The organism is Staphylococcus equorum, assembly GCF_029531845.1.
In the GTDB taxonomy this organism is placed as follows: domain Bacteria; phylum Bacillota; class Bacilli; order Staphylococcales; family Staphylococcaceae; genus Staphylococcus; species Staphylococcus equorum_C.
In genome coordinates this window covers 187,741-212,152 of record NZ_JAMBPV010000003.1, presented here as the reverse complement: position 1 = coordinate 212,152, position 24,412 = coordinate 187,741, and the positions used below count along the sequence as shown (strand labels likewise).

The window sequence follows — 24,412 nt, the reverse complement described above, 5'->3', positions numbered from 1 at the left end:
GTAGATTAGTGAATCAATTAGAGAAAGATTATAACTATTGCCATAATGTTATGAAAAACCATTCAAAAACATTCTCATATGCTTTTGATTTTTTAGAAACCGAAAAGAAAAGCGCAGTATGGGCTATATATGCAGTTTGTCGAATTATCGATGATAGTATTGACAGGGATAAAGATGTAAATCAGTTATTAAAAATAGCATCAGACCTAGAAGGTATTTATAATAACTCACTTCAACGTTACCAAAGTGATAAAGCTATTATGAATGCTTTCAAAGATACTTTGAATTACTATGCAATACCGCATGAGCCACTGCGTACTTTAATAAATTATGTTAAAGCAGACCTGGATTTAAAAAATATTCCTACAGATGCTGAATTATTTAATTACTGTTATGGTGTGGCAGGTACAGTGGGAGAATTATTAACACCTATATTAGCTTCGAAAAATAAAGAAAACAATACATATGCAAAAAATGCCGCCATTGAATTAGGTAAAGCACTTCAATTAACGAATATCTTAAGAGATGTTGGTGAAGATTTCGAAAATGGAAGGGTTTACTTAAGTGAAGAAAAGTTAAATCAATATATAATTAATTTGCAAGAGATTTATCAATCGGGCGTTACACAAGACTATATAGATTTATGGGAAAGCTATGCTCAAGAGGCTACCCAATTTTATAAAAAAGCGTTCAATGGAGTAAACTATTTTGATACAGAGGTTCAGCATATTATTGAATTAGCATCTCTATCGTACTTTGAAATTTTAGAAGAAGTGAGAAAAGCACATTATACGCTATATAAAAAAGTATATGTAAGTAAAGTTAAAAAAATGAAAATCTATAGTAAAATGATTTCGAAATATAATAGGAGTGAAACAATATGAAGATTGCAGTAGTAGGTGGCGGTGTTTCAGGTTTGGCTGCAGCTTCAAGGTTGTCAGAAAACGGCCATCAAGTCGATGTATATGAGAAAAATAAGCAAATCGGTGGTAGGATGAACCAAATTAAAAAAGACGGCTTTACGTTTGATATGGGTCCTACAATCGTTATGATGTCTGAAATATATCATGATGTATTTAATTACGCACAGAAAGATATGAATGACTATTTAGAAATTAAGCAATTATCTTATATATATGATGTGTACTTTAGTGACACAGATAAAATTCGTGTCCCGACTGACCTTGCACAATTAAGAGATATGCTTGAATCGATTGAACCGAATTCTACGCATGGATTTATGTCTTTTTTAACTGATATATATAATAGATATGAAATTGCACGTAAATACTTTTTAGAGCGCACATTTAGAAAACCTTCAGACTTTTATAATCCTTTTACGTTATATCAAGGTATGAAGTTGAAAACATTTGATACTGCGGATAATTTAATTGAGAAATACGTAGATAACGAGAAAATTCAAAAGTTATTAGCATTTCAAACATTGTACATAGGCATTGATCCTAAGCGTAGTCCTTCACTGTACTCTATCATTCCGATGATTGAATTGATGTTCGGTGTTCATTTTATTAAGGGTGGCATGTATAGCTTTGTAAATGCCCTTGAACAATTAAACTATGAATTAGGAACTCAAATTTATACGAATGCAAGTGTTGAAGAAATTATTATTGATCAAAGATTTAAACGTGCGGAAGGATTAAAAGTAAATGGTAAAATTGAGAAATATGACAAAATACTGTGTACCGCAGATTTCCCTTATGCCGCATCTGAACTATTAAATGAAGATAATCAAACTAAAAAATACACACACGAAAAAATTGAAAAAATGGACTATTCTTGTTCTGCATTTTTAATGTATATAGGCTTAGATAAAGATTTATCAGAGGACGTGTTGATTCACAACATTATTTTCTCAAACGATTTTAACAATAATATTGAAGAAATTTTTGGAGGTGAATTATCACATGATCCATCAATATATGTGTATGCACCAAGTGTCGAAGATGAATCATTAGCGCCGGAAGGTCAGACTGGCCTCTATATATTAATGCCAGTTTCTGAACTGAAGACAGGGGATGTTGATTGGTCTGATAAGCAATCTATAGAAGACGTGAAAAATATAATTTATAAAAAATTGGCTACTGTCAAAGCATTAGATAATTTGAAAGAACATGTAGTCACAGAAATCATATATACACCTAATGATTTTGAAGGTGATTATAATGCAAAATTCGGTTCTGCGTTTGGCTTAATGCCAACATTAGCACAAAGTAATTACTATAGACCCCCTAATGTAAGTAGAGACTATGCCAATTTATATTTTGCTGGGGCAAGCGTACATCCAGGGGCAGGCGTGCCAATCGTATTAACAAGTGCCAAAATAACCGTTGAAGAAATATTAGAAGATATAAAAAATGACATTTAAAAACAAGCGTTTAGTTTTACTGTATTGTTCCAAGTAAACTAAACGCTTGTTTGTGTTTTAAATTAGTCAAAAGTAATCGTTTGAGGCGTACCTAAAGCGCCATCATTCATAATTTTAATAGCCTTTGGTGTTACTTTGAGTACGCATAAGTCAGGATCTTCTTTAGACTCAAAGTAAGTTTTATCTTGTTTTTCCCATAGCCAATCAATTGTTTCTTTATCTTTGATGATTTCAACAATTGCGTCTATTTCAAGAAAACTGCGATTTTTCGTATCATCATACCCTAGTAAGATATAGGCTTTCGGATTATCTTCAAACTCAGTAACTTTGGTAGAGTTTATACTCGTTTTAGTATAAAGCGTAAGGTCATCGTTATAAAAAACCATATATCTACTATTAGGCACGTTATTATGCGCTGTTGATAATACACCAATTTTTGATTGGTTCAATACATTTTCAATGTTAGATAGTACTTTCTCTTTATTCATATTAAATTCACCTCTTTTATTTGATACCCTGAATTTTTAGTCGATACTCGTAAGTCATGCTATAAAGTCGTTATATTTATATGCAGGGGAGATAGGGTAAAAATATAGAAGTATTGTTAAAACAAAAATATTTCATATAAATTAATTGAATCTATGATAAAAAAACTTAGAACTGTAACCAACGAAACCTAACAAAAAAAATTATTCTGATTACACTTAAAATATTTTAAAAATTATGATTTAACAGGTGAAAAATAGAGTTATTAAAACTTAATATAGTGTTTAAATCTAACAATATTAATGAGGAAATAATAAGGGGTTTTTAAAGCAATTTGTACATCAATAACCAACAAAATATTTAAATTAAAGTAATAACTTACTTTAATTTAATAAGTTTAGGAGGCAAAACATGCATTTAGGAGTTATTCTTAACCGGGTGTTTAGAATAAAAGATAATCCTTTGTTTGATTATGTAGTAAACAATCAAGAAGAAATTGAAAAATTATATCTCATTTTACCTTTAGAAGATCTATCAGATGCAGGGGAATCAAAACAACAATATTATGATACAGTAGCGAGTGGTTTCGTTAAAACTTTGCATAAACATAATATTTATCCTTATGTAGTATCTTACAAAAGTTTAGGAAAACTAGCCGATCAATTAGGGTTAACACATGTTTTGGTTGGTAAAGATATCATGAGCTATCATAATATGGAATATGATTATCCTCATCTCAAATTAGCATTTCAAAAGCATAGTATAGAGGTCATTGGAGAACGCGTAAACCACTATTTCCAACCTTTAATGACTGTAAATAAGCAACAACAACCTTATAAAGTATTTACAAGTTTTTATAAAGCCAATAGAAGAAATTTAGTACATACTCCAAGTAAGCATTACCAATATAAACAGTTAAGTCAATACGCTGAGAAAGGTTCAAATCAGAGCAAAATATCCCTGAATTCAGCAGAGGATATAGAACAACAAGCACGTAAAGCTTGGGAAAGCTTTTTAAGTGAAGATATTTCAAATTATAAAAAAATGACAGATGATGTTTCACAAGATTATGTCAGCGGGTTAGGTAAATATTTGGCATATGGTTTGCTTGATATTCATGAAATTATTAATGATTTGCTTGAGTATTATGAAAATGATGAAGCTAGCTATGAGTCATATATTAGAGAAGTGATGTTTAGAGAATTTTATTATATTTTAATGACGCAATATCCAAAAACTGCAACTAAGTCCTTCACTGAAAAATATCGTAATATGCAATGGTCATATAGCAAGCAAAATTTTGACGCGTGGAAAATAGGGAAAACTGGATTTCCAATTGTAGATGCAGCAATGCAAAAGCTTAACGATACTGGGTATATGCACAACCGTTTAAGAATGGTTGTTTCCCAATTTTTAACAAAGAATCTATTTATTGATTGGACTTGGGGAGAAGAATACTTTAGACAATACCTCATCGATTATGACAATGCGTCCAATGTGCATGGCTGGCAATGGTCTGCATCTACCGGCACGGATGCGGCGCCGTATTTCAGAATGTTTAACCCAATACGCCAAAGTGAACGTTTTGATGCCAAAGGTTATTTTATTAAATCTCAACTAGAACTATTTAAGGATGTTTCAAGTAACTATATTCATAATCCTTCAAAAAATAAAGATAAACTGAAAGAAAATTATGATATTGAAATAGGGAAGGATTACCCTAAAACTATGGTAGACCTTAAATTAAGTAGAGAATTCGTTATGAACAAGTTTAAAAGTTTTCGGTAATAATTAAATAATTTAGACACGGAGGTAATAATAGTGATTAAGCAAAACAAATGGATTATTTTATATTTTATATCTTTTTTAATTATGATTTTATTAAATTATTTAAGTGGTGGAAATATAGGAAGTGTGACAGAAGATAACCAGGCAATTATACAACCTGCAGGTTTTGCGTTTTCAATTTGGGGGTTAATTTATGTCCTTATTTTAGCATGGATTATTAAGCTGTTTGTTTCAAATAGTCATAAAAGTATCATAGTTAATGAATTAAAATACCTGCCTATCATTAACTTTCTATTAAATGGTTTATGGGTGGTAGTTTATACACAAAAATGGATATTTGCTTCAGTTTTAGTAATCATTGCGCTGCTATACACGATTTCAAAAATTTATACTACACTAAATAAATATAAAGGCTTTAATCGCTTGCCTTTTTCAATTTATTTTGGTTGGGTTACTGTTGCTACTATAGTTAATATTTTCACGTTAGTTTTAAATCATAATATTGAAACAATCTTAGGACTGAATGAGTTGATTTGGACAATAATCATATTAATTATTGCTACATTAATAGGGATTTTTATATCCATTTCATTTAAAGATTGGTTATATCCACTTATCTTTATATGGCCTTACTTTGGAATATATTTTGAAAATAAAGATCTCTATTTAAGTTTAAATATTACATTGATTTTAGCAAGTTTATCATTAATCATTGTTTCTATTATTATAGGTTTTCAAAGAAAAAATTATGATCGTTAGAATAATAACCACTTAGTTAAAATGTTAATATCCGTAACGCTGTTATATAAATAAGTAAATGTTTTGAAAATATATAACCCCCTCACTATAGTTTATAGTGAGGGGGTTATATTGTTATGTTCTTTAATATCTTTCTCATGAAAAATTGTTTGCCCTGTCATGTGTAAGTAAAGCTTAGTATCATATTTACTTTTGCATTATATAATCATTTAAGTTGCACAATATCATTTGATATATCTTAAAACTATTGGAAAATTTTCGACCCATCCAAGTTCGTAATCATAAATAACGCCTAAGGATAACAGTATGTCTATTACCTTTTTTATATGATTAAAATTAATGAAAAAGGTAATAGACATATATAAACTCTTATAGAATGAGGTTGATAAATTATGAAAATCGTTGGATTATTTCCTTCAGACTCTAGTGGAAAAAGCGAAAACCAACTTTTAAACGATAGATATGCATTAGGCATTGAATCGTTTTTAGAAGATAAAGACCATGAATTTGTAGTCATAAATAGCGATGAAGAGGTAGATCAGCATTTAGAAGACATGGACGTTATTATTAGTTCCCCATTTTTACCAGCTTATATGGATGAAAATAGAATTAGAAAAGCTTCTCAACTTAAGTTAGCTATAACAGCTGGCGTTGGTTCAGATCATATAGATTTAAACACAGCGAGTCAAAATGATCTAACAGTAGTAGAAGTTACAGGTTGTAACACAATTAGTGTTGCTGAACATACTGTGATGGATGTTTTAATATTACTCCGTAACTTTATGGAAGGTCACCGCCAATCTTACGATGGGGAATGGAATTTATCTAAAGTAGGTAATCATGCGCATGATCTTCAACATAAAAAAATTGGTATTTTTGGATACGGGCAAATTGGAGAGCTAGTAGCTGAAAGATTACAACCATTTGATGTTAAAGTACAGCATTATAGACGTTCAAGCCAAGAAAATACACCATATTCTAAATATGTTGATTTTGATGAATTAGTTTCCACAAGTGATGTCATTGTAATTTTGTCGCCGTTAACTTCAGAAACAGATAATTTATTCAATTACGATGTGTTAAGCCGTATGAAAGAAGGTAGTTATTTAGTCAATACAGCACGTGGCAAGATTGTAAATAAAGACGATTTAATAGAGTTAGTAAATAATAACCACATACAAGGTTACGCGGGCGACGTTTGGTACCCACAACCAGCGCCTCAAGACCACCCTTGGAGAACGATGCCACGTAATGCGATGACAATTCATTATTCAGGGATGACATTAGAAGCACAAAAACGTATAGAAAATGGCGTGAAAGGCTTCTTAACAAACTTTTTTAATGAAGAACCTTATGATGAAAAAGACGTTATTGTTTCAGGTGGTACAATAACAAATAGTAGTTATAAATCTAAATAATTTAACAGATAGATTTTATACCATAGGACAAAGAATTCATGTAAATCGTATATTAATGATAAAAATTATACGTATGTTTCTGAAGATCTATGAGAACAACAACTGAGAGAGATAGAAAATATTAAAGTGATTTATGCTGATTTTATTCATTATGGCCTACATCCTCTAATTTTGCAGGTGTATACAAAACAATCGTTATTGCTTCAAAATTTGATTTTGAAACGATTGAGAGACTCTTTTTTCAATAAGGAGTCTCTTTTAATATGCTTTCTGATAATCGTAGATTATGTAAATATTCATTATTATAACAAAACAATCATTAAGACATTTGTGTACAACAATATATACAAAAAGCTGTCAATGAGATTGATAACCATGTTGGTGTTATTGCCGCTGTATGTCATGACATAGCAGCTTTATTAAATGTAAAAAATGAAAAGGGTAGATATTTTATTGATTAGAAATCTATTACGGGTTTTTCAAATACAGAAGAAATACTCGCTAAACGGAAATATGATGTTCCATTTATGTTAGCAATGCAATTGAAAAATAACGGTGCTCGTTATAGTGAAGCTAAGCTTCCATTTAGACCTTATGTACAAGTTGACGGTAAACTCGTCACAGGCCAAAATCCACAGTCTCCTAAACAAGTTGCGCAAGCTGTTTCTAAGTTGTTACATCAATAAGTATTGTGTGAGTGTGGTTTAAGTTTATATAATTAAGTGAAATTAAAATGTGAAATACTTTTTAAATTTAAAAGGAGGACGTTTATATGACTCATAAAATTAAAGTAGACGAAAACACATATTTGAATGTTGAAGATATTGGTGAAGGGCATCCGGTAGTATTTTTACATGGATGGCCAGCAAACAATAAAATGTTTGAATACCAAGCACAACGCGTTGTAGAAAATGGTTATAGATATATCGGTATTGATTATAGAGGCTTTGGCTTATCTGATACCACAGCTTTTGACTATGATTACGATAGTATTGCAGATGATATACAAAAAGTCATTGATGAATTAGAAATTGTAAATTATAGTATCGTAGGATTTTCTGTTGGCGGTGCTTTAGCATTGAATTATGCAGCTAAACACAATAACCCTAATTTACAAAAAATGGTTCTTTTAGGGCCAGCGGGACCAAGTTTCGTGCAACGTGATGGTTACCCATATGGTATGAAAGCAGATGAAGTGACTGAATTAATGGAATCCATTTCTGAAGATCAACCTAAGACAATTACAGATTTTGGTGAGGTATTCTTTAGTTCAAATACAAACGTCTCTGATGCTTATAAAACATATTTTAGTAATTTAACATTAACATCATCATTAATTGGTACAGTAAAATTAGCTGAGTCATTAAGGGATGAAGATATCAGAGAAAAAGTTAAAAATATAGATTTACCCGTTTATGGCATCCATGGTACAGATGACGCTGTTTGTCCTATTGAATTTTCTGAAGAACTCGAAAAAATAATGCCTAACTATCAGTTAACAAAAGTTAAAGATGTCGGTCATGCCTTGTTTGTAGAAAAGAAACAAGAAGTTAATGATTTATTACTCGAATTCTTATCGAAATAAAAAGACATATTACAAACTAAAAAACACCTAATATATTAATAGACGTGGTTCTCGCAGGTATTTTTATAACTTTAATTTAGTTATTTAACGTTCGTTAAAGACACTTCTTTTAAAAGAGGTGTCTTTTTACTTAAGGTATAGAAGTGCTGATTTCTTTAGATTCACTAGTTTGAAAAATTCTAATATTATTGTTTAATAGACAATACTTGAACTTGTACCAGTAATCAAATTGTATTTCGTGATTTTAATGTTTTCTCAAGCTTATATTATATAAAATAATAATGTAGTTTAAAGATTTCGAATAACTTATCATAGAGAATCATAATTTCAGCTGTTTACTCATTCTTCCTAAACTAGTTATTCTATAATTCAATCACTTCATTTTTAATTTTATTAATCACTATAATAAGTGCTGACGTTTAATGCTTTATAATTCATTGAAAACGTAGATATATTCAATTACTTAATAGGTTATGGGATGGAAATTTTTGAATTATGATTTGATAGATTATTGTATATGAAATTCAATATATACTTAAGTTAAATAAAAATACAAATTTTTATAATTTTTAAAAAAATATTATGGGTGATATGATTGTTTCATACTTTAAAGAAAAGGTGATTTAGATGACAGTTGCTTTAATTACAGGCGCAAGTAGTGGAATTGGATTTGAAACAGCTAAAATGTTAGCAAAAAAAGACTATCGCGTTTATGCTGTTTCAAGAAATATAAAAAACATGCAAGCTTTATTAGCGTATAATGTTAACATAATTCAATTAGATATAACAGATTATACTGCAATTCATGAAGTGGTTAATCATATTTTAACCCAAGAGGGACATATAAATATTTTAATAAATAATGCTGGATATGGATCCTATGGTGCTGTTGAAGATGTATCTATTGAAGAGGCCAAAAGACAATTTGAAGTGAATTTGTTTGGCTTATCAGAATTAACAAGAGCTGTTATACCTTCTATGCGTGAACAAAAAGCAGGAAAAATTATTAATATATCATCTATTGGGGGACGTATACCTAACTATTTTGGAACTTGGTATCATGCGTCTAAATATGCATTAGAAGGATATAGTGAAAGTTTACGTCTAGAACTTTCTGATTTTGATATAGACGTTATTGTTATTGAACCAGGTGGTATAAAAACGGAGTGGGGAATGATTGCAGCTCAAAATCTTAAATCAGTCGCAAAAGGGGGGCACTATGAAGAAAAAGCTTTAAAAATGGCACAATCAATGATTAAACAGCAATCAGTCAACTTTCTCTCGCATCCTTCTGTAGTAGCAAAAGTCATTATTAAGTCTATTGAAAAGCGTCATGTACAAACGAAATATGTCGCAGGATTCATTGCTAAACCACTTATCGTTTTACATGCGATATTACCAATCAAATTATTTAATTGGATTTTAAAAAAACAAATATCTAAATAAATTTAGTTATAAAAAATGAGGTAGCAAAATATATTTTGCTACCTCATTTTTTAGAAATTATTTTTAGTGTGGCTAACCATTTTAGTTAACAGGTTTGTGCTTATTGGTCTCCATTGAAAATCTAATTTTTCGAGTATAAAGTTAGTTTTGTAATCTAATGTTTCAAAATGTGATTTGTTAAATAATGTATTGTCTAAAATACCTGTGTGTAGTAAAAAAGCGTTGACATCATCATTTAACATATCTAATTCAATACATTCTATTAAGTAATCCATAAAATCATTCCAATGTACATCTTCAATATAATTACCATTTTCGTTATAAACTGACATTAACTTTTTAAATGGTAAGAAATGTGTATTATAAACATGATAAATTTCATTTTGTAACTGATTATTCAATATCAATTTATTACACGCTTGTGCGGCTTTGTTTACGGGCGTAAAGTCTAAATTGTCCAAGTTCGGAAATTTTTGTAATTTCTTGAATGATTTGATGACATTGTAAAAAGCATTGTTTTCTTCATTCTTCTGGAAAATACCTGTTTCAGAATCGCATTGCAGATTACCTAATCTATAAATATTTGTTTGAATACCCTCATCACGGTAAGCAACGAGCAATTTTTCAGCTTCTATTTTACCATCCATATAAACATTGTTTGGTTTCTGACCAATGTCAATATCATCTTCTGAGAAAATAACAAACTTTTTATTTTCGATGTTACCTGAAGCAACACTTTTCGTGGACATATGGTGAATTTCTTTAGGCTTGTTTTCTTTAGCAAATTTGGCTAAATTATTAATTGCGTTAACGTTCGTTTTATAGGATGAATTTTCGGTTGCAAAATGATTTACGTTTGCTGCAGCATTAATAATAATATCTACATTATTCGTTAGGTATTCATAAGTATCATTGTCAAAATCTAAACGTTCCATTTCAATATTTCCTTCCACAAAATGAATACGCTTTTTATATTTAAGGTTTAGTGGAGAACCGAAATAATATAACCAATTTTCCTTTAGTTTAATTTCGCCACTTAATTCTTCACTACTTCTTACCATGATATAAATAGTGAAATCTGTACGGGCAAGTAAATCTTTTAATACATGGATACCAAAATAACCTGTCGCACCTGTTAGTAGTACTTGCTTATCTAATTTAACTATATTTTTATCAATGTTTTTATAATTTTCACTACTTTTCTCTTTATAATCGTTGATAGCATTCATAAACTCGCTATGAAAATGATGCTTTTGTTCTCTATTAATGTCTTTAAGTGAATTCAATTTTTCTATGGTATTCGTATCTCCACGTTCAAGTAATGCTTTACTAATACATCTAATCGTTTTTAATTCAAATATATCTTTAATAGATATATTATATGATCTCGATAACAATGACGTTAATTTGATGGCTTTAATTGAATCTCCACCAACTTCAAAAAAATTGTCTTGTACACTCACACGATTCATATTTAATATTGATTCAAATGCCTCCGCAACTATGCTTTCCATTTCATTACTTGGCTCAATATAAGTTTTACTTCCAACTTTAATTTCAGGTAATTGCTTTTTATCCAATTTACCATTGGATGTTACGGGTAACTTGTCTATTTGTGTCATGTAAGATGGAATCATATAAATTGGTAATTTTTCACTTAACTTCGTTTTGATATCATCAAACGCTATTTCTTCATCTGAGAGTAAATACGCACAAATAGCTAATTCTTCTCCTACCATTGGTTTAGCAACAACTGTAACGTCTGAAACTTGGTCAATTTGACGTAAAGTGTTTTCAATTTCTCCTAGTTCAATACGATAACCACGGATTTTAACTTGCTCATCTATACGACCTAAGTAGCTAATATTGCCATCGGCATTCCACTTCGCTAAGTCACCTGTATGATATAATTTACCTTCACCAAACAGATTATCAATAAATTTTTGTTGTGTTAATTCAGGACGATTTAAATAACCATCGGTTACACCTACGCCCCCAATACAAAGTTCTCCTGGCACACCAATACCCATGAGATTATTATCTTCGTTCATAATATACGCTTGCGTATTCGCAATAGGTCGTCCAATTGGAACAGCGTCATAAATAATATTATTTTCAAAATCAAAATTTGTGACATCAATCGTAGTTTCAGTGGGACCATAGACATTGATTAATTGTGTATTGTTTTTTTTACCAATCGACTCATTAAATTGATTCACTAATTTTGGTGTCACTGCTTCACCACCAACTAAGACGTAGTTTAAGCTAGAAAGTAAGTGCGCTTGCTTCGTCGACTTGATGTAATCGATAAAGGGGATAAACATCGAGGGTACAAAGACAGCCATCGTTACCTTAGACATTTGGATTAATGAAGTAATTATTTCTGGGTTGCCTTCTTCACCTGAAGGTAAAAGTGTTGCTTGTGCACCCACCATGGCCCATCCAAATAATTCCCATATTGATGGATCAAATGTAAATGGCATTTTGAATAAAATGTTATCATTACTACTTATATCAAATCGATTAATTCTCCTATTAAGGTTATTCATCACACTTTTATAGGGCATCTTAACACCTTTGGGCTTGCCTGTTGTACCAGAGGTATAAATAATACACATTAAATCGGACACATTTGTGGTATATGATAAATTATCGGTAGATTGTATAGGTGTATTTATATCCTCCATTAAATTTATAACCGTTTGATTAAATTCAATGGAAGTATCTAAAACGCTATCCGTTAATAAAGTATGGGGTTTACTGTCAGTTAAAATATAGTTGACACGTTCACTTGGATAATCTGGGTCAATTGGTACATAGGCCCCGCCTGCTTTTAAAATACCGTAAATACCAATTATCATTTCTAAATGTCGATTTGTCATTATACCTACAAGACGATTCGATTTTACGCCTTCATGTCGCAATTGATGCGCGAGTTGGTTCGCTTTAACATTCAACTCACTATAACTGAGACTTTCACCTTCGTAAGTAATCGCCGTTTGATTAGGTGTTTGCACTACTTGATTTTCAAAGCGTTCCACAAAGGTCTGTGTGTTGTTCAAATTCATCTCTGTGTTGTTAAATTCGTTCAATATAGCTCTTTTCTCATCTTCACTAATTAACTCTATGTCTTTAATTTGCTTATTTGGATTTTCTATTGCTGTTTCTATAATTTTCAATATAAAATTATGTAAATCTACAATTTCTTTCTCATTCACAACAGCAACTTGATAATCATAATCTATAGCTAAAGCGTTATCTCTATTTCTATTACTTATACTTATAGCTAACGATGTATTGTTTGAGCCATTATCTAGCCATTCGTCTGAATAACCATTTTCTATAATTTTCGAATCATATTGCTTATTTTGAAAAGAGACCATACAGTCTAATATTCCAGCTTTACTCCCACTATCTTCTATAATTTTTCTATAGGGATATTTTCTATGCTTTAGTAAATTAAAACTTTCGTATTTTGTTTTGGTTAGTAAATCAGTAATAGAATTATCACTAGAAACATCTACTATAATAGGCAAGGTTCTTGAAAAAGCGCCTGTAAGCTCTTTTTCTGTTTTTTTATTTCTGTTATGCATTATTGAGCCAATTGAAATTTTTTGTGCTAAAGTTTTTTTATATTTTAAAATAATCATGGCAGTAGTAAATAAGTTGCTAATACTTATATTATTTTTTTCGCAAAATGTCTTTAATTTAACTGTATCTACATCAGTTAAATTATAACTTTGCCTATCTCCTTGAGCACAGTTTGTTGCGTTTTTTTTAAATAATTCGTTATTTTCGAAATTTTCTAACTTTTGCAACCAAAATTGTTTATCTTTTTCAAATCTTTCCGAATTTTTATATTTTATTTCTTCTCTAACATAATCAAAATATGTAGATTTCAATGTTTCCGTTTTAGTTCCATCAATTAAGTAATTACAAATTGTATTCACAGCTATCGTCATACTCCATCCATCTGAGATAACATGATGTTGTAATAATAATATTCCAGTTTTTCCTTCAGGTAACTTTATTATTGTAAATTCAAACAAATTACTATTTATGGAAAATATGCTTTTGCTCACTTGTTCATCAATCCAATGACGATATCCTTCTTGATCATTGGTAAAATCAATAACATTAAACTTTTCATCTTTATGTTCACTAATATATTGTTCATATCCTGATTTTTCTTTTTTAATTTTAATTCTATAACTCTCGTGTTTTTTTATTAAATTATTTAATGCTTTTTCAGTTTCCGATATCGTTACTTTATTTTTAATGTTAACAATTCCTGCTATATTATTGATACTAGTATTTTCGTAATATTCTTGTAACTGAATAATTTCGATTTGTGCATCTGATAAAGCAACTTTTTCCATAATTCAACCTCCAAAAAATTTATATTCTAAGATTAACATATTTTTAATAAAACTTAGTATATAATATTTTATTTTAATGAAGTATAAAGAAATAATAAATGTTTTAGAAAATGGTGATTAAACAACTCAAAATATAATTCTTTATGATAAATTATTCGAAATCTCTAAACGATAATATTATTTGATAATATAAGTTAGAAGATCACCAAAAGGATTAAACGTTCATTAAAACCAGATTATAAGACGGCAAGTATCTCCTCATATATACAAGTAAAATTGGGTTTGAAAAGTATATGGGAGATTGATATTAATGCTGCTTGCGCAAGATTTCCTTGCGGACTTAATATAGCGAATGAACTTCTTGCTTCTGGGCAAAATAAAAAAGTATTAGTTACAGAAGCAGAAACATTATCAAAACGACTTATTACACTGATCGAGGCATATGTATATTATTTGGGGAGGCTGCCGGTACCTTTTTAGTAGATATAGCGAAGATGAAATGAATTTTATAGTAAGTAGTGCTGGATTTAGATGGGGATAAAGGGTATAAGTTATATTGCTCAGAGTCATTTGAAGCAAAGCTTTGATGAGGATTAAATATTATTTGAGAGATTATTGTATATAAAAATCAATATATACTTAATTAAAATAAAAAAAGTTTATATTTTTAAAAAAAGATTATGGGTGATATGATGGTCTTATATTTATAATAGGAGGTGGTTACTAGGCAAAAGCTTAAATAATCTGCACAAGGAAGACACTACGAAGAAAGGGCTTTAAAAATTGCAAAATTCGTGATTGAAAAACCAAGATATGTCGGTGGTTTTTTGACTTAAATGATTATCTGTTTTTTATTCAATATTACCATTTAAATTATATACTTAGATTTTAAAAAGACTAATATCAAAATAATTTATGAAGGAGAGACATTGAATGTTTACTAAAAATCTAACCTCTGCACAAATGAATTACGTAATGGGTGAATTAACTTATTGCAATACAAGCCGTTACAGTCTTTCCTTTTTATTACATACTGACAATTTTTACTCTTATGATGCTATAAATAATGCACTAAATAATCTTGTTGAAAATTTTGATGCATATAGAATTCATATAACTACTGAGCAGGAAAGCCCAAAACAATATATAGAAAAATTTGAATTCCAATACTTCCCATTAGTAGAATTTCAAGACACTAAGCAATTTGAAAATTGGATTAATCAACAAAAAAATAAATGCATATTTGATTTTAATCAAGATTTATATGAGGTTAAAATTGTGAAAAAACCTGACGGAAACCATTGTATTTTCTTCTTACATCATCACACCATTACTGATGTTTGGAGCATAACTCATACAGTTAATTATATAGCTAAAACTCTTATTGGTCTGAATATGGAAGATAATTCATATTCTTATATAAGTACAGTGGAAAATGAACAGAAGTATGTAGCATCGAGCCGTTTTGAAATTGATAAAAACTATTGGACTGATAAACTATCCAATTATGAAATTGTCAGTTTTTTACCGGTATTAAAAAGTACAGGTTATAAGTCATTAAGAAATTCATATCATCTCAATGAATATGAATTTAATCTACTTCATAAAATATGTAGTGATTTTTCAATTAGTATTAGTACATTGTTTATGTCTTTAGTACACTTATACATCAGTAAATTATCAAATAGAAATAAAAACTCAATAGGTTTGATGTTACATAATAGAAGTAGTAAAATTGAAAAATCAATTTGTGGTTTGTTTACCAATGCTTTACCATTAATTGTTGAAATAAATCCCGAACAATCTGTTGAAACATTTATAAATTTAGTTAAAAAAGAGAATTTCAGTCTACTAAAGCACAGAAAATTTCCTAGTCATTTATTAGTAGAAGAAATGAAAAATAACAACCCATTAGCCTTAGTCGATTGGATAATTTCGTATCAAAGTGTAAAGTATGATAGTGAAATCACAAAAGCAGGTTTTAATGATGAATGGTTAATAAATAAAGAATCTGTTTTCAATACATTAAATATACATCTTAGTGATAGAAATAATGAAAACACATTGCATATCGATTATGATTTTAATACGCGATATTTAAATGCTTCAGCCGTTGAACGCATACACCATAGCTTAATGAATATTTTAATTCAATTTCATAATAATCACGATGCATACTTAAAAGACATAGAGATTGATACCATTTAAGAAATGATTAACCATAAAAAATTTTTTTATGGTTAATCATTTCATGTACAATACAATCACATAAGCTTCCGCCTTGGGATTGTATTGTACAATTAATGCTGCATTTTAATCGTTCAAATGTTCTTTTCGAATAAGTATTATTCTAAATTAGCGATAGAAGAAGCTAATCAGTTAGAGAAAAAGGTTCAAAGTAATCATAGCCAAAAGAATTAAAGTAACAAGTCTTTAGATAAAAATACGTAGATTTTTAAACGTTCGTTATTGCTACAAGATTTGATTTGGAAACGACTAAGACACTTCTTTCTTAAAAGAAGTGTCTTTTATTTATTATAGGTTAAAAAGATAATTTATAATTGAAGAAATACTGAATTTTTTAGTATTAGTATTATAGAGAACGTTAGTCTTAAGCTCTGGGAACTCATGTTTTAATGAGAATTGTGTGAAATTCTGGTAGTTATCTATTATTATATATTTTAACTTTTAAGTAATTTTAGATATTCATCTCCCCATTCGCAAATACCATAGACTACGTTCTCGAGAGACAAGCCAATATCAGTTAAACGATATTCAACTTTCGGAGGGACTACTGGGTACACAGTTCTTGTAATTATCATATCTTTTTCAAGTTCTTTTAATTGTCTGATCAGCATTCTTTGGTTAATATCGGGTAATTTTTTTTGTAACTCACTTAACCTAAGTACTTCTGATTGTAATAAGTGGTAAATAATAGGGATTTTCCATCTACCGCCAATTACCGATAAAGCTAAATCTTTAGAAGTGTAAAACAATTTATTATTATATTCTATTAACATAGACTACTCCTTAGTGACAAATATGTCAGTATTGTATTAATTATGACATTGTATCATACTGGCGATACAATACTTAGGAGGTAATAACTTATGGAATTACAACTAGCAATTGATTTATTGAATAAAGAGGAAGCTACAGAACTTGCGAATAAAGTTAAAGATTATGTAGATATCGTAGAAATTGGTACACCAATCGTTATTAATGAAGGTTTACCAGCGGTTCAATATTTAAACGATAATATAGAAGGCGTAAAAGTACTTGCAGATTTAAAAATTATGGATGCTGCAGACTACGAAGTAAGCCAAGCAGTTAAATTTGGTGCAGACGTAGTAACAATTTTAGGCGTTGCAGAAGATGCATCAATTAAAGCAGCAGTTGAAGAAGCACATAAAAGTGGTAAAGAATTATTAGTAGATATGATTGCAGTACAAGATTTAGAAAAACGTGCTAAAGAATTAGATGATTTAGGCGCAGACTATATCGCTGTGCATACTGGTTATGACTTACAAGCTGAAGGTCAATCTCCTTTAGAAAGTTTACGTAAAGTTAAATCAGTTATCTCTAACTCAAAAGTAGCTGTTATTGGTGGTATTAAACCAGATACAATTAAAGAGGTTGTAGCAGAAGAACCAGACTTAGTTGTTGTTGGTGGCGGTATTGCTAACGCAGACGATCCAGTTGAAGCTGCTAAACAATGTAGAGATGCGATTGAAGGCAGATAATATGACTGAAATTACAAATTATCGCTTAATATTAGATGAATTAGACCATACACTATCGCACGTTAAAGATAGTGAAGCAAAAGCGTTTTTAACACAAGTAGTTGAAACGAACCAAATATTTGTTGCAGGCAAAGGTCGTTCAGGCTTTGTAGCAAATAGTTTTGCAATGCGTTTAAATCAATTAGGCAAATATGCGCATGTTGTGGGTGAGTCTACGACGCCGTCTATTACTGAAAATGACTTGTTTGTGATTATCTCTGGGTCAGGTTCGACAGCGCATTTAAGATTATTAGCAGATAAAGCTAAATCTGTAGGTGCAGAAGTTGTGTTATTGTCGACAAACCCGGCTTCAGCGATAGGTGAACTTGCAAATGCAGTTATTGAATTACCGGCAGGGACGAAATATGATGCTGAAGGTTCAGCACAGCCCTTAGCTAGCCTATTTGAACAAGCATCACAAGTGTTTTTAGATAGTATTGTTTTAGACTTAATGATTGCATTAAAAGTTGATGAAGAAGCAATGCAACAAAACCACGCAAATTTGGAATAACCAAATATAAGTGTTAATAAAAGTAAAAAGAGAGAGGAAACTAAATTTTAGTTTCCTCTCTCTTTTTATTTCCATATATTAAAATTAATCTAAATGTTTAATGGTTTTTATATTAATTACAATATTAAGATGAATTTTGATTTTAATATGCTTTCTGATAATTATTGATTATGTGAATAGTTATTAAAGTGAAACGCTAAGTTAGTTTATTACCATTTAACCACGCATTTTTAGAATTTTTCATTTCATTAAATAAGGACTTATTGTTATTTTAAATTATTTTTATATTCGGCTATTTTATTTATGTTATCTGTTTCGTCTGGTTCAAAATACCAAACACCGTCCGACTCTACTAAATTTTCTCCGTCAATCGACATTTTTTCCATTGATTGTGTAGCGTCTTTATAATTTGAATATAATGATTTTAAATCTCCTACATTGAGATTAGTTGTAACATTATTTTCACTTACTTTGAGTATTTTGTTTAATTTAAATATACTTGAAGACTGGCTAGCAGATTTAGCTAATGTATGAATAACTTGGCGCTGTCTTTCGGCACGTCCTTCATCACCGCCTGCACCTTCTTCTTTACGGCTACGTACATAATCCAAGGCTTTTTCCCCATCTAAATCTACTTTTTTCCCCTCTTCAAAACTCGATCCATTGTAGCTGAAAGTAGCATTACTTGTTACAGTTACTCCATCAAAGATATCAATAACCTGTTCAAACCCGTCCATGTCTAAAGTCACATATGCATCAATCGGCACGCTTAAATTTTGTCTAAGTGTATCCATTGCTATTTTTGGACCTCCATAAGCATAGGCATGTGCAATTTTTTCATTGCCGGCAACACCCGGAATCTCACTACTCATATCTCTAGGGATTGAAATAAGTTTTGTTTTTTTCTTTTCAGGGTTAATAGATGCAATTAATAAAGTATCTGTTCGTTGCCCCATATTTTCTTCTGCACGTTCAATATCTGAATCTACCCCGAAAATCGCAATAGAAATTGGTTTTTTAGATTTTATTTTCGCTTGGGCTGCTTTCGATTCTTCACCTGTCTTCTGTGAATCATGTATAGATTGATTTAAATGGATTAATTTATACGTAAAAAAACCGATGAGAATAATTAAAAGAATAAGTATAGTAATTAAGATTTTACCTTTTTTCGTTAGTTTCATAATGTGACTCCTTCTCTTCGGCTAGTCTCAAGCTTAATAACATAATTGTTAATACAATTAGGCTGCCTATCGTGTCAGAAAAATAATGTGCGTTAACATAAACTCTCGATATCATCATCGTAATAATTAAGGCGGTTCCAACGATTTTTGTCCATTTATTTTTTGTAATTAAAATAAGCAAAGTTACTAATAGACTTACACTTAATACATGCATACTTGGAAAGCTATAACCATCAAAATATATTGATGGTCTTGGACGCCCAATTGTATATTTCATAATTGTCCCAATTAAAAAAACACTGAAACTCCAAAATCCGTATAATAAAAATTGATCTTTGTTTTTAAAAAACAGAATAGCTAAAAGAAACAATACTAATAATAAGCAATTAAATGGAGAAAAAACATTAGATATAAAATGTAGCGTTTGTACAACCGTACCGCTAGGTAGATATTGATTTAAAAACTGGTGTACATAATAATCTATATTGAACATAAAACCATTGATAATCGATAACATAAGTAGAACGAGACTTGAATATAATAATGTGGAGAAATATATTTTATTCATTTATATCGCTCCTCTTTCTTAATTTCTCTTATAACCGCTAGCATACTGCCTAAAGCGATACTAATGCTTAGCATAGATGATCCCCCGTAACTTAATAACGGTAATGTTACGCCTGTTAACGGAATCAAGCCTGATACACCGCCTAAGTTTATAAATACTTGTATAAATAAGTAACTCACTACGCCCACACAAATAAGTTTGTAGAAATGATTGTTGGTTTTATTAGCATATGTAAAACCTTTAAATATTATAAAAGCATACATAATTAATATGAACATCACGCCTATGAGTCCCAACTCTTCAGAAATAACTGTGAATATAAAATCTGTATGTGGTTCAGGTAAATAACCTAATTTTAAAATTCCGTTTCCTAATCCACGTCCAAAAAAACCGCCGTTACTGATTGATACAAGCGCGTTAGTAAGTTGATAACCGTCATCATTTTCATATTTAAAAGGATCTAAAACCACTTTTATACGCTTCATCCTATATAGATTTTTAGAATCAAAAACTAAGGTATAAATTATGTATAATACTGTTGGTATTGAGGTAATAGCTAAAATTTGAACTTTTATTTTATTTTTGATATCAGAATACATTAAAATTGAAGCAATAATTGCAACAGTTAATAACATTCCTCCTAAATCTCCTTGCATTAATACAAGTACTAAACCTGCACCTAAAACACCTAAAGGTGGCACTAAATTTTTCAATTTATAGTCTCGTTTGTTTGTTAAGCGTTTATCTATAATAAATGCAAGGTAAAAAATAGCTACTAATTTTAAGAATTCTGATGACTGCACACTAAATAATCCTAGGTTAATCCAATTCCTCGAACCATTAACGTCTTTACCAATTAAAAGTGTTAGTAACAGTAGTGCTATCGTGCCTATAACCATAAACTTTTGGATACTAATACTTTTTAATGCATTAATATTAAAATACATACTAATAAATAGCATTAAGATAAAACCCAGAACGGAAAAAAGATACTGTCTTTTCATAAAGAAATTGGCCTCTATTGGTACTCCGTTAGTTAAGGTTCCTTTTGAAGCCGAAACCATGCTCGCACTGTAAATCATTATTACACCTATAACACTTAATATTATAAAAATGGATAGAATACCTAAATCCAAATTCTTAATGCGCATTTTAATTTTTTTTATTACCTTTAACATTACCTTAACCCTTTCTTAACTATTTATTTACAATTGTCACATAATTTTTATGTGCTGACAAATAATTTTAGGTTGACCTAAAATATATTGATTTTTTAGAGTTAGGTAGCCTCAAGAGATCAAATAAAGTACAACGTATTTGATTATTATATTTTATAAATAATCTGTCACTTCTCAAAAATAAGTATTAAGTTTTCCCGTAACTACTTTTTTAAGAGATTCTGCAACTATGGCTTTTAAATTATATGTAAATCGGAAAATGTAGTGGCTAATATAATAGAATTTTAGATATTAAAGCATTTGAATCAAAACAAGAGTGTACATTTAGCCCCTACCTTGATTAAACATTTAAAGATTCTTGTGAAATACTGTTTCTATTTGTACGATTAGGGCGTATGAGAATGGGTGTTTAAAATAATTGTAAGTGAGACAGAATTTGCTTTTGAAACGATTAAGCCACTTCTTTGAAAAGAAGTGGCTTTTAATATTTTAACCTTTCGATAACAACTCATTACGTTGACCAAACAAAAATACCGTGTTATATTCACTATACTGAACGGTAAGTATAGTAAAATTGAGATTAGGGCGTGAATCAAATCAATAAAAAGCAAGAATTATTAAGTTTAGCAGCAAAGATTATACAAGAAGATGGTATGCATAAATTGACCATGGATTATTTAGCTAAAAAGGCAAATATCACTAAAGGTGGTGTCTTATACCACTTTAATAATAAAGAAACATTAATAAAAAAAATGAATGAAATGGTTATAGAAGAATTTGAAACGGCCATAGAATATCACATTTCTATGCTTTCAGGGTCTTATAAGTTCACCAGAGCATATGCTCTGGCAACCCTTGACTGTTTACGTGAATCAAATAACACACAGTTAACAGCGGTTTTAATTTCTTCTCGCGAAGATAAAAATAGTTTGAAACTATGGAAGGATGTTACGCAGACTTGGCAGGAAAGATTTGCACTAGACGAAGGCAATCCTGATGAAATTTTAAAACTGCGTTTAATTAGTGATGGTCTTTGGTTTTCTATAATGTACGAATACCTCGACATGGAACAAATGCAACAAATGGAAAGAATCGTTTTCGAAATTTGTAATTCCTTAAATCAGGAGAATAAATAAATGGTCATTTTAATTGAAGGCACTTATATAAATTTCATCATTCTTAATATGTACCGTAAATACATTTCATAAGTATTAAGCAGATGATTAAAATTTTTAGTTAATTTAAATATTTATGACAGAGAGGGCCTTAACATGAACAATAACAAGCATCAAAAATATGAATATCTAGCAGATGATCCAAATTTTAAAACATTACCGATTATATTTTCACTAATTATTGGAGCTTTTTTTGCTATATTAAATGAAACATTATTAAATATTGCCCTTACATCTTTGATGAAAGAATTTGATATCACTTTACCAACTGTACAATGGATGACGACAGGGTTTATGTTAATTATGGGAATCGTAGCACCGATTTCTGCGCTGTTATTGCAGTGGTTTACGACAAGACAGTTATTTTTAAGTACTATGACCATTTTCACTCTTGGAACAATAATTTGTGCGGCGGCGCCAGCCTTTTCTATACTCCTTATTGGACGGTTCATTCAAGCAATCGGGACTGGGATGCTTTTGCCTATTATATTTAATGTATTTTTGCTGATTTATCCCCCCTTGAAACGTGGAAAAATCATGGGAATCGTTGGGTTTGTTATCATGTTCGCGCCAACTATTGGCCCAACTCTATCTGGAGTGATTGTTGAATATCTAGGTTGGCGTTTTTTATTTATTATGGTAATCCCATTTTCAATATTCTCAATTGCATTTGCGTTTAAATTTTTAATTAATGTTTCAGAAGTTACTAAACCTAAAATCGATTATTTATCATTAGTGTTTTCAACTATAGGTTTTGGGGCTGTTATATATGGCTTTAGTAGTGCTGGAGAAAGTAAATCAGGCTTTTTAAGTATAAATGTATTAATCCCAATAATTGTTGGAATCATTGGAATTGTCTTATTTTCAATAAGACAATTAAATTTAAAAGAACCTCTAATAGATTTAAGAGTATTTAAATATCCTATGTATACACACGCTGTTTTAATGTTTTTAATAATCATCATGACGATGTTTGCTTCAGAAATAATTTTACCTATCTATATGCAAGGGCCATTGGCTTTAACTGCAGCTACTGCGGGGTTAATTTTACTGCCAGGTAGTTTACTTAATGGGGCAATGTCGCCGTTGATGGGATATCTATTTGATAAATTTGGCCCGCGTGTTTTGATGATTCCTGCATCAATTGTGCTAAGTGGGGCAATGTATGTGATGAGTAGATTAAATGTGGACACGCCTTTGTGGGTTGTTATTGTTAGTTATATCTTGTTGATGTTATCTGTTTCAGCAATTATGATGCCTGCTGAAACCAATGGGTTAAATCAACTTCCAAAACACTTATATCCACACGGGACTGCAGTGATGACAACTTTACAACCAGTTGCTGGAGCAATTGGTGTTGCAGTATTTGTTAGTATTATGAATGCAAGACAGCTTCAATTTTTACAAAATTCAGGGAAACCACAAGATCCTGACACAATAAATCAGGCAATGGTCGCAGGAGTTGAACTCGTTTATTTTATTAGCTTTGCTATATCCATTATTGCCGTTATCTTATCGTTTATTGTCTACCGAGCGACGCCGAAAAAAATAGATTAATTATTTAACAAATAATTATACATTTTAAAAGGTATGACTAAACAATAAGACATAGCAATCCAACAAGAAAAAATGATCGTTATTAAGACCTGTGTTAATTTTGAAACAATAAAGAGACTCCTTTTAACAAGAGTCTCTTTTATTATGTTTTGTGTTAACTATAGATTATGTAAATTAAAAGTGGTTAAAAATATGGCTCTAGTATAGTTATTT

The 24,412-nt window shown here is 30.2% G+C and carries 20 protein-coding genes; 14 read left to right on the top strand and 6 right to left on the bottom strand.

What is annotated here, in order from left to right; all coding sequences use genetic code 11:
- Nucleotides 1–8 precede the first annotated feature (8 nt).
- Together M4L39_RS05720 and M4L39_RS05715 are read left to right on the top strand one after the other, a co-directional pair.
- Nucleotides 9–884 carry a phytoene/squalene synthase family protein gene (locus tag M4L39_RS05720; RefSeq protein WP_277581165.1) on the top strand — a complete coding sequence of 292 codons (876 nt, stop codon included), beginning with the start codon at nucleotides 9–11 and terminating at the stop codon, nucleotides 882–884.
- Nucleotides 881–2,386 (top strand): phytoene desaturase family protein, encoded by a 1,506-nt coding sequence (locus tag M4L39_RS05715; RefSeq protein ID WP_277581164.1) that lies wholly within the window; start codon nucleotides 881–883, stop codon nucleotides 2,384–2,386. The genes M4L39_RS05720 and M4L39_RS05715 overlap by 4 nt, the downstream gene beginning before the upstream one ends.
- Before the next feature lie 62 nt (nucleotides 2,387–2,448).
- On the opposite strand, the gene M4L39_RS05710 is transcribed toward M4L39_RS05715, so the two are convergent.
- A complete protein-coding gene (locus M4L39_RS05710) occupies nucleotides 2,449–2,874 on the bottom strand; it encodes a pyridoxamine 5'-phosphate oxidase family protein (protein WP_277581163.1) in 426 nt (141 codons plus the stop codon).
- Between the two features lie 409 nt (nucleotides 2,875–3,283).
- On the opposite strand from M4L39_RS05710, the gene M4L39_RS05705 reads away from it, so the two are divergent.
- The 6 genes from M4L39_RS05705 to M4L39_RS05680 all read left to right on the top strand — a co-directional run bounded on the left by M4L39_RS05705 (nucleotide 3,284) and on the right by M4L39_RS05680 (nucleotide 9,868).
- The gene (locus M4L39_RS05705) at nucleotides 3,284–4,660 is read left to right on the top strand and encodes a cryptochrome/photolyase family protein (protein ID WP_107564566.1); all 1,377 of its coding nucleotides are present in this window, start codon (nucleotides 3,284–3,286) and stop codon (nucleotides 4,658–4,660) included.
- Nucleotides 4,661–4,693: 33 nt separating this feature from the next.
- Entirely contained in the window at nucleotides 4,694–5,419 is a 726-nt protein-coding gene (locus tag M4L39_RS05700) for a tryptophan-rich sensory protein (RefSeq protein ID WP_107564567.1), read from the top strand.
- 392 nt (nucleotides 5,420–5,811) lie between these two features.
- A complete protein-coding gene (locus tag M4L39_RS05695; RefSeq protein WP_107601460.1) occupies nucleotides 5,812–6,837 on the top strand; it encodes an NAD-dependent formate dehydrogenase in 1,026 nt (341 codons plus the stop codon).
- A gap of 527 nt (nucleotides 6,838–7,364) precedes the next feature.
- Nucleotides 7,365–7,523, top strand: coding sequence for a hypothetical protein (locus M4L39_RS14565; protein WP_164971923.1), 159 nt, complete (start codon nucleotides 7,365–7,367; stop codon nucleotides 7,521–7,523).
- An 86-nt stretch (nucleotides 7,524–7,609) separates the two neighbouring features.
- The gene (locus M4L39_RS05685) at nucleotides 7,610–8,422 is read left to right on the top strand and encodes an alpha/beta fold hydrolase (protein WP_129303713.1); all 813 of its coding nucleotides are present in this window, start codon (nucleotides 7,610–7,612) and stop codon (nucleotides 8,420–8,422) included.
- A gap of 627 nt (nucleotides 8,423–9,049) precedes the next feature.
- Nucleotides 9,050–9,868: an oxidoreductase gene (locus tag M4L39_RS05680; protein WP_277581162.1), complete on the top strand. Its 819-nt coding sequence runs from the start codon at nucleotides 9,050–9,052 to the stop codon at nucleotides 9,866–9,868.
- Nucleotides 9,869–9,918: 50 nt separating this feature from the next.
- Here the strand turns inward: M4L39_RS05680 and M4L39_RS05675 are convergent, their stop codons facing one another.
- Nucleotides 9,919–14,247 carry an amino acid adenylation domain-containing protein gene (locus tag M4L39_RS05675; RefSeq protein ID WP_277581161.1) on the bottom strand — a complete coding sequence of 1,443 codons (4,329 nt, stop codon included), beginning with the start codon at nucleotides 14,245–14,247 and terminating at the stop codon, nucleotides 9,919–9,921.
- A gap of 276 nt (nucleotides 14,248–14,523) precedes the next feature.
- On the opposite strand from M4L39_RS05675, the gene M4L39_RS05670 reads away from it, so the two are divergent.
- The gene (locus tag M4L39_RS05670) at nucleotides 14,524–14,727 is read left to right on the top strand and encodes a hypothetical protein (RefSeq protein WP_346818185.1); all 204 of its coding nucleotides are present in this window, start codon (nucleotides 14,524–14,526) and stop codon (nucleotides 14,725–14,727) included.
- A 453-nt stretch (nucleotides 14,728–15,180) separates the two neighbouring features.
- Nucleotides 15,181–16,455 (top strand): condensation domain-containing protein, encoded by a 1,275-nt coding sequence (locus M4L39_RS05665; RefSeq protein WP_277581159.1) that lies wholly within the window; start codon nucleotides 15,181–15,183, stop codon nucleotides 16,453–16,455.
- A 473-nt stretch (nucleotides 16,456–16,928) separates the two neighbouring features.
- Here the strand turns inward: M4L39_RS05665 and M4L39_RS05660 are convergent, their stop codons facing one another.
- Complete coding sequence (locus M4L39_RS05660) at nucleotides 16,929–17,267, bottom strand: winged helix-turn-helix transcriptional regulator (RefSeq protein WP_198456260.1); 339 nt, start codon at nucleotides 17,265–17,267, stop codon at nucleotides 16,929–16,931.
- A 90-nt stretch (nucleotides 17,268–17,357) separates the two neighbouring features.
- On the opposite strand from M4L39_RS05660, the gene hxlA reads away from it, so the two are divergent.
- Together hxlA and hxlB are read left to right on the top strand one after the other, a co-directional pair.
- Nucleotides 17,358–17,990 (top strand): 3-hexulose-6-phosphate synthase, encoded by a 633-nt coding sequence (gene hxlA / locus M4L39_RS05655; protein WP_198456261.1) that lies wholly within the window; start codon nucleotides 17,358–17,360, stop codon nucleotides 17,988–17,990.
- A gap of 1 nt (nucleotide 17,991) precedes the next feature.
- Entirely contained in the window at nucleotides 17,992–18,540 is a 549-nt protein-coding gene (hxlB, locus tag M4L39_RS05650; RefSeq protein WP_198456262.1) for a 6-phospho-3-hexuloisomerase, read from the top strand.
- 266 nt (nucleotides 18,541–18,806) lie between these two features.
- On the opposite strand, the gene M4L39_RS05645 is transcribed toward hxlB, so the two are convergent.
- From M4L39_RS05645 to M4L39_RS05635, 3 genes are read right to left on the bottom strand one after another with little or no spacing between them, the layout of a single operon-like run.
- Nucleotides 18,807–19,721: an LCP family protein gene (locus M4L39_RS05645; protein WP_198456263.1), complete on the bottom strand. Its 915-nt coding sequence runs from the start codon at nucleotides 19,719–19,721 to the stop codon at nucleotides 18,807–18,809.
- Nucleotides 19,699–20,289 carry a phosphatase PAP2 family protein gene (locus M4L39_RS05640; RefSeq protein ID WP_198456264.1) on the bottom strand — a complete coding sequence of 197 codons (591 nt, stop codon included), beginning with the start codon at nucleotides 20,287–20,289 and terminating at the stop codon, nucleotides 19,699–19,701. Before M4L39_RS05640 ends, M4L39_RS05645 begins: the two co-directional genes overlap by 23 nt.
- The gene (locus M4L39_RS05635; RefSeq protein WP_431197649.1) at nucleotides 20,286–21,440 is read right to left on the bottom strand and encodes an FtsW/RodA/SpoVE family cell cycle protein; all 1,155 of its coding nucleotides are present in this window, start codon (nucleotides 21,438–21,440) and stop codon (nucleotides 20,286–20,288) included. Before M4L39_RS05635 ends, M4L39_RS05640 begins: the two co-directional genes overlap by 4 nt.
- A 614-nt stretch (nucleotides 21,441–22,054) precedes the next feature.
- On the opposite strand from M4L39_RS05635, the gene M4L39_RS05630 reads away from it, so the two are divergent.
- Nucleotides 22,055–22,603: a TetR/AcrR family transcriptional regulator gene (locus M4L39_RS05630; RefSeq protein ID WP_277581158.1), complete on the top strand. Its 549-nt coding sequence runs from the start codon at nucleotides 22,055–22,057 to the stop codon at nucleotides 22,601–22,603.
- Nucleotides 22,604–22,738: 135 nt separating this feature from the next.
- Nucleotides 22,739–24,199 carry an MDR family MFS transporter gene (locus M4L39_RS05625; protein WP_277581157.1) on the top strand — a complete coding sequence of 487 codons (1,461 nt, stop codon included), beginning with the start codon at nucleotides 22,739–22,741 and terminating at the stop codon, nucleotides 24,197–24,199.
- Nucleotides 24,200–24,412: the final 213 nt, after the last annotated feature.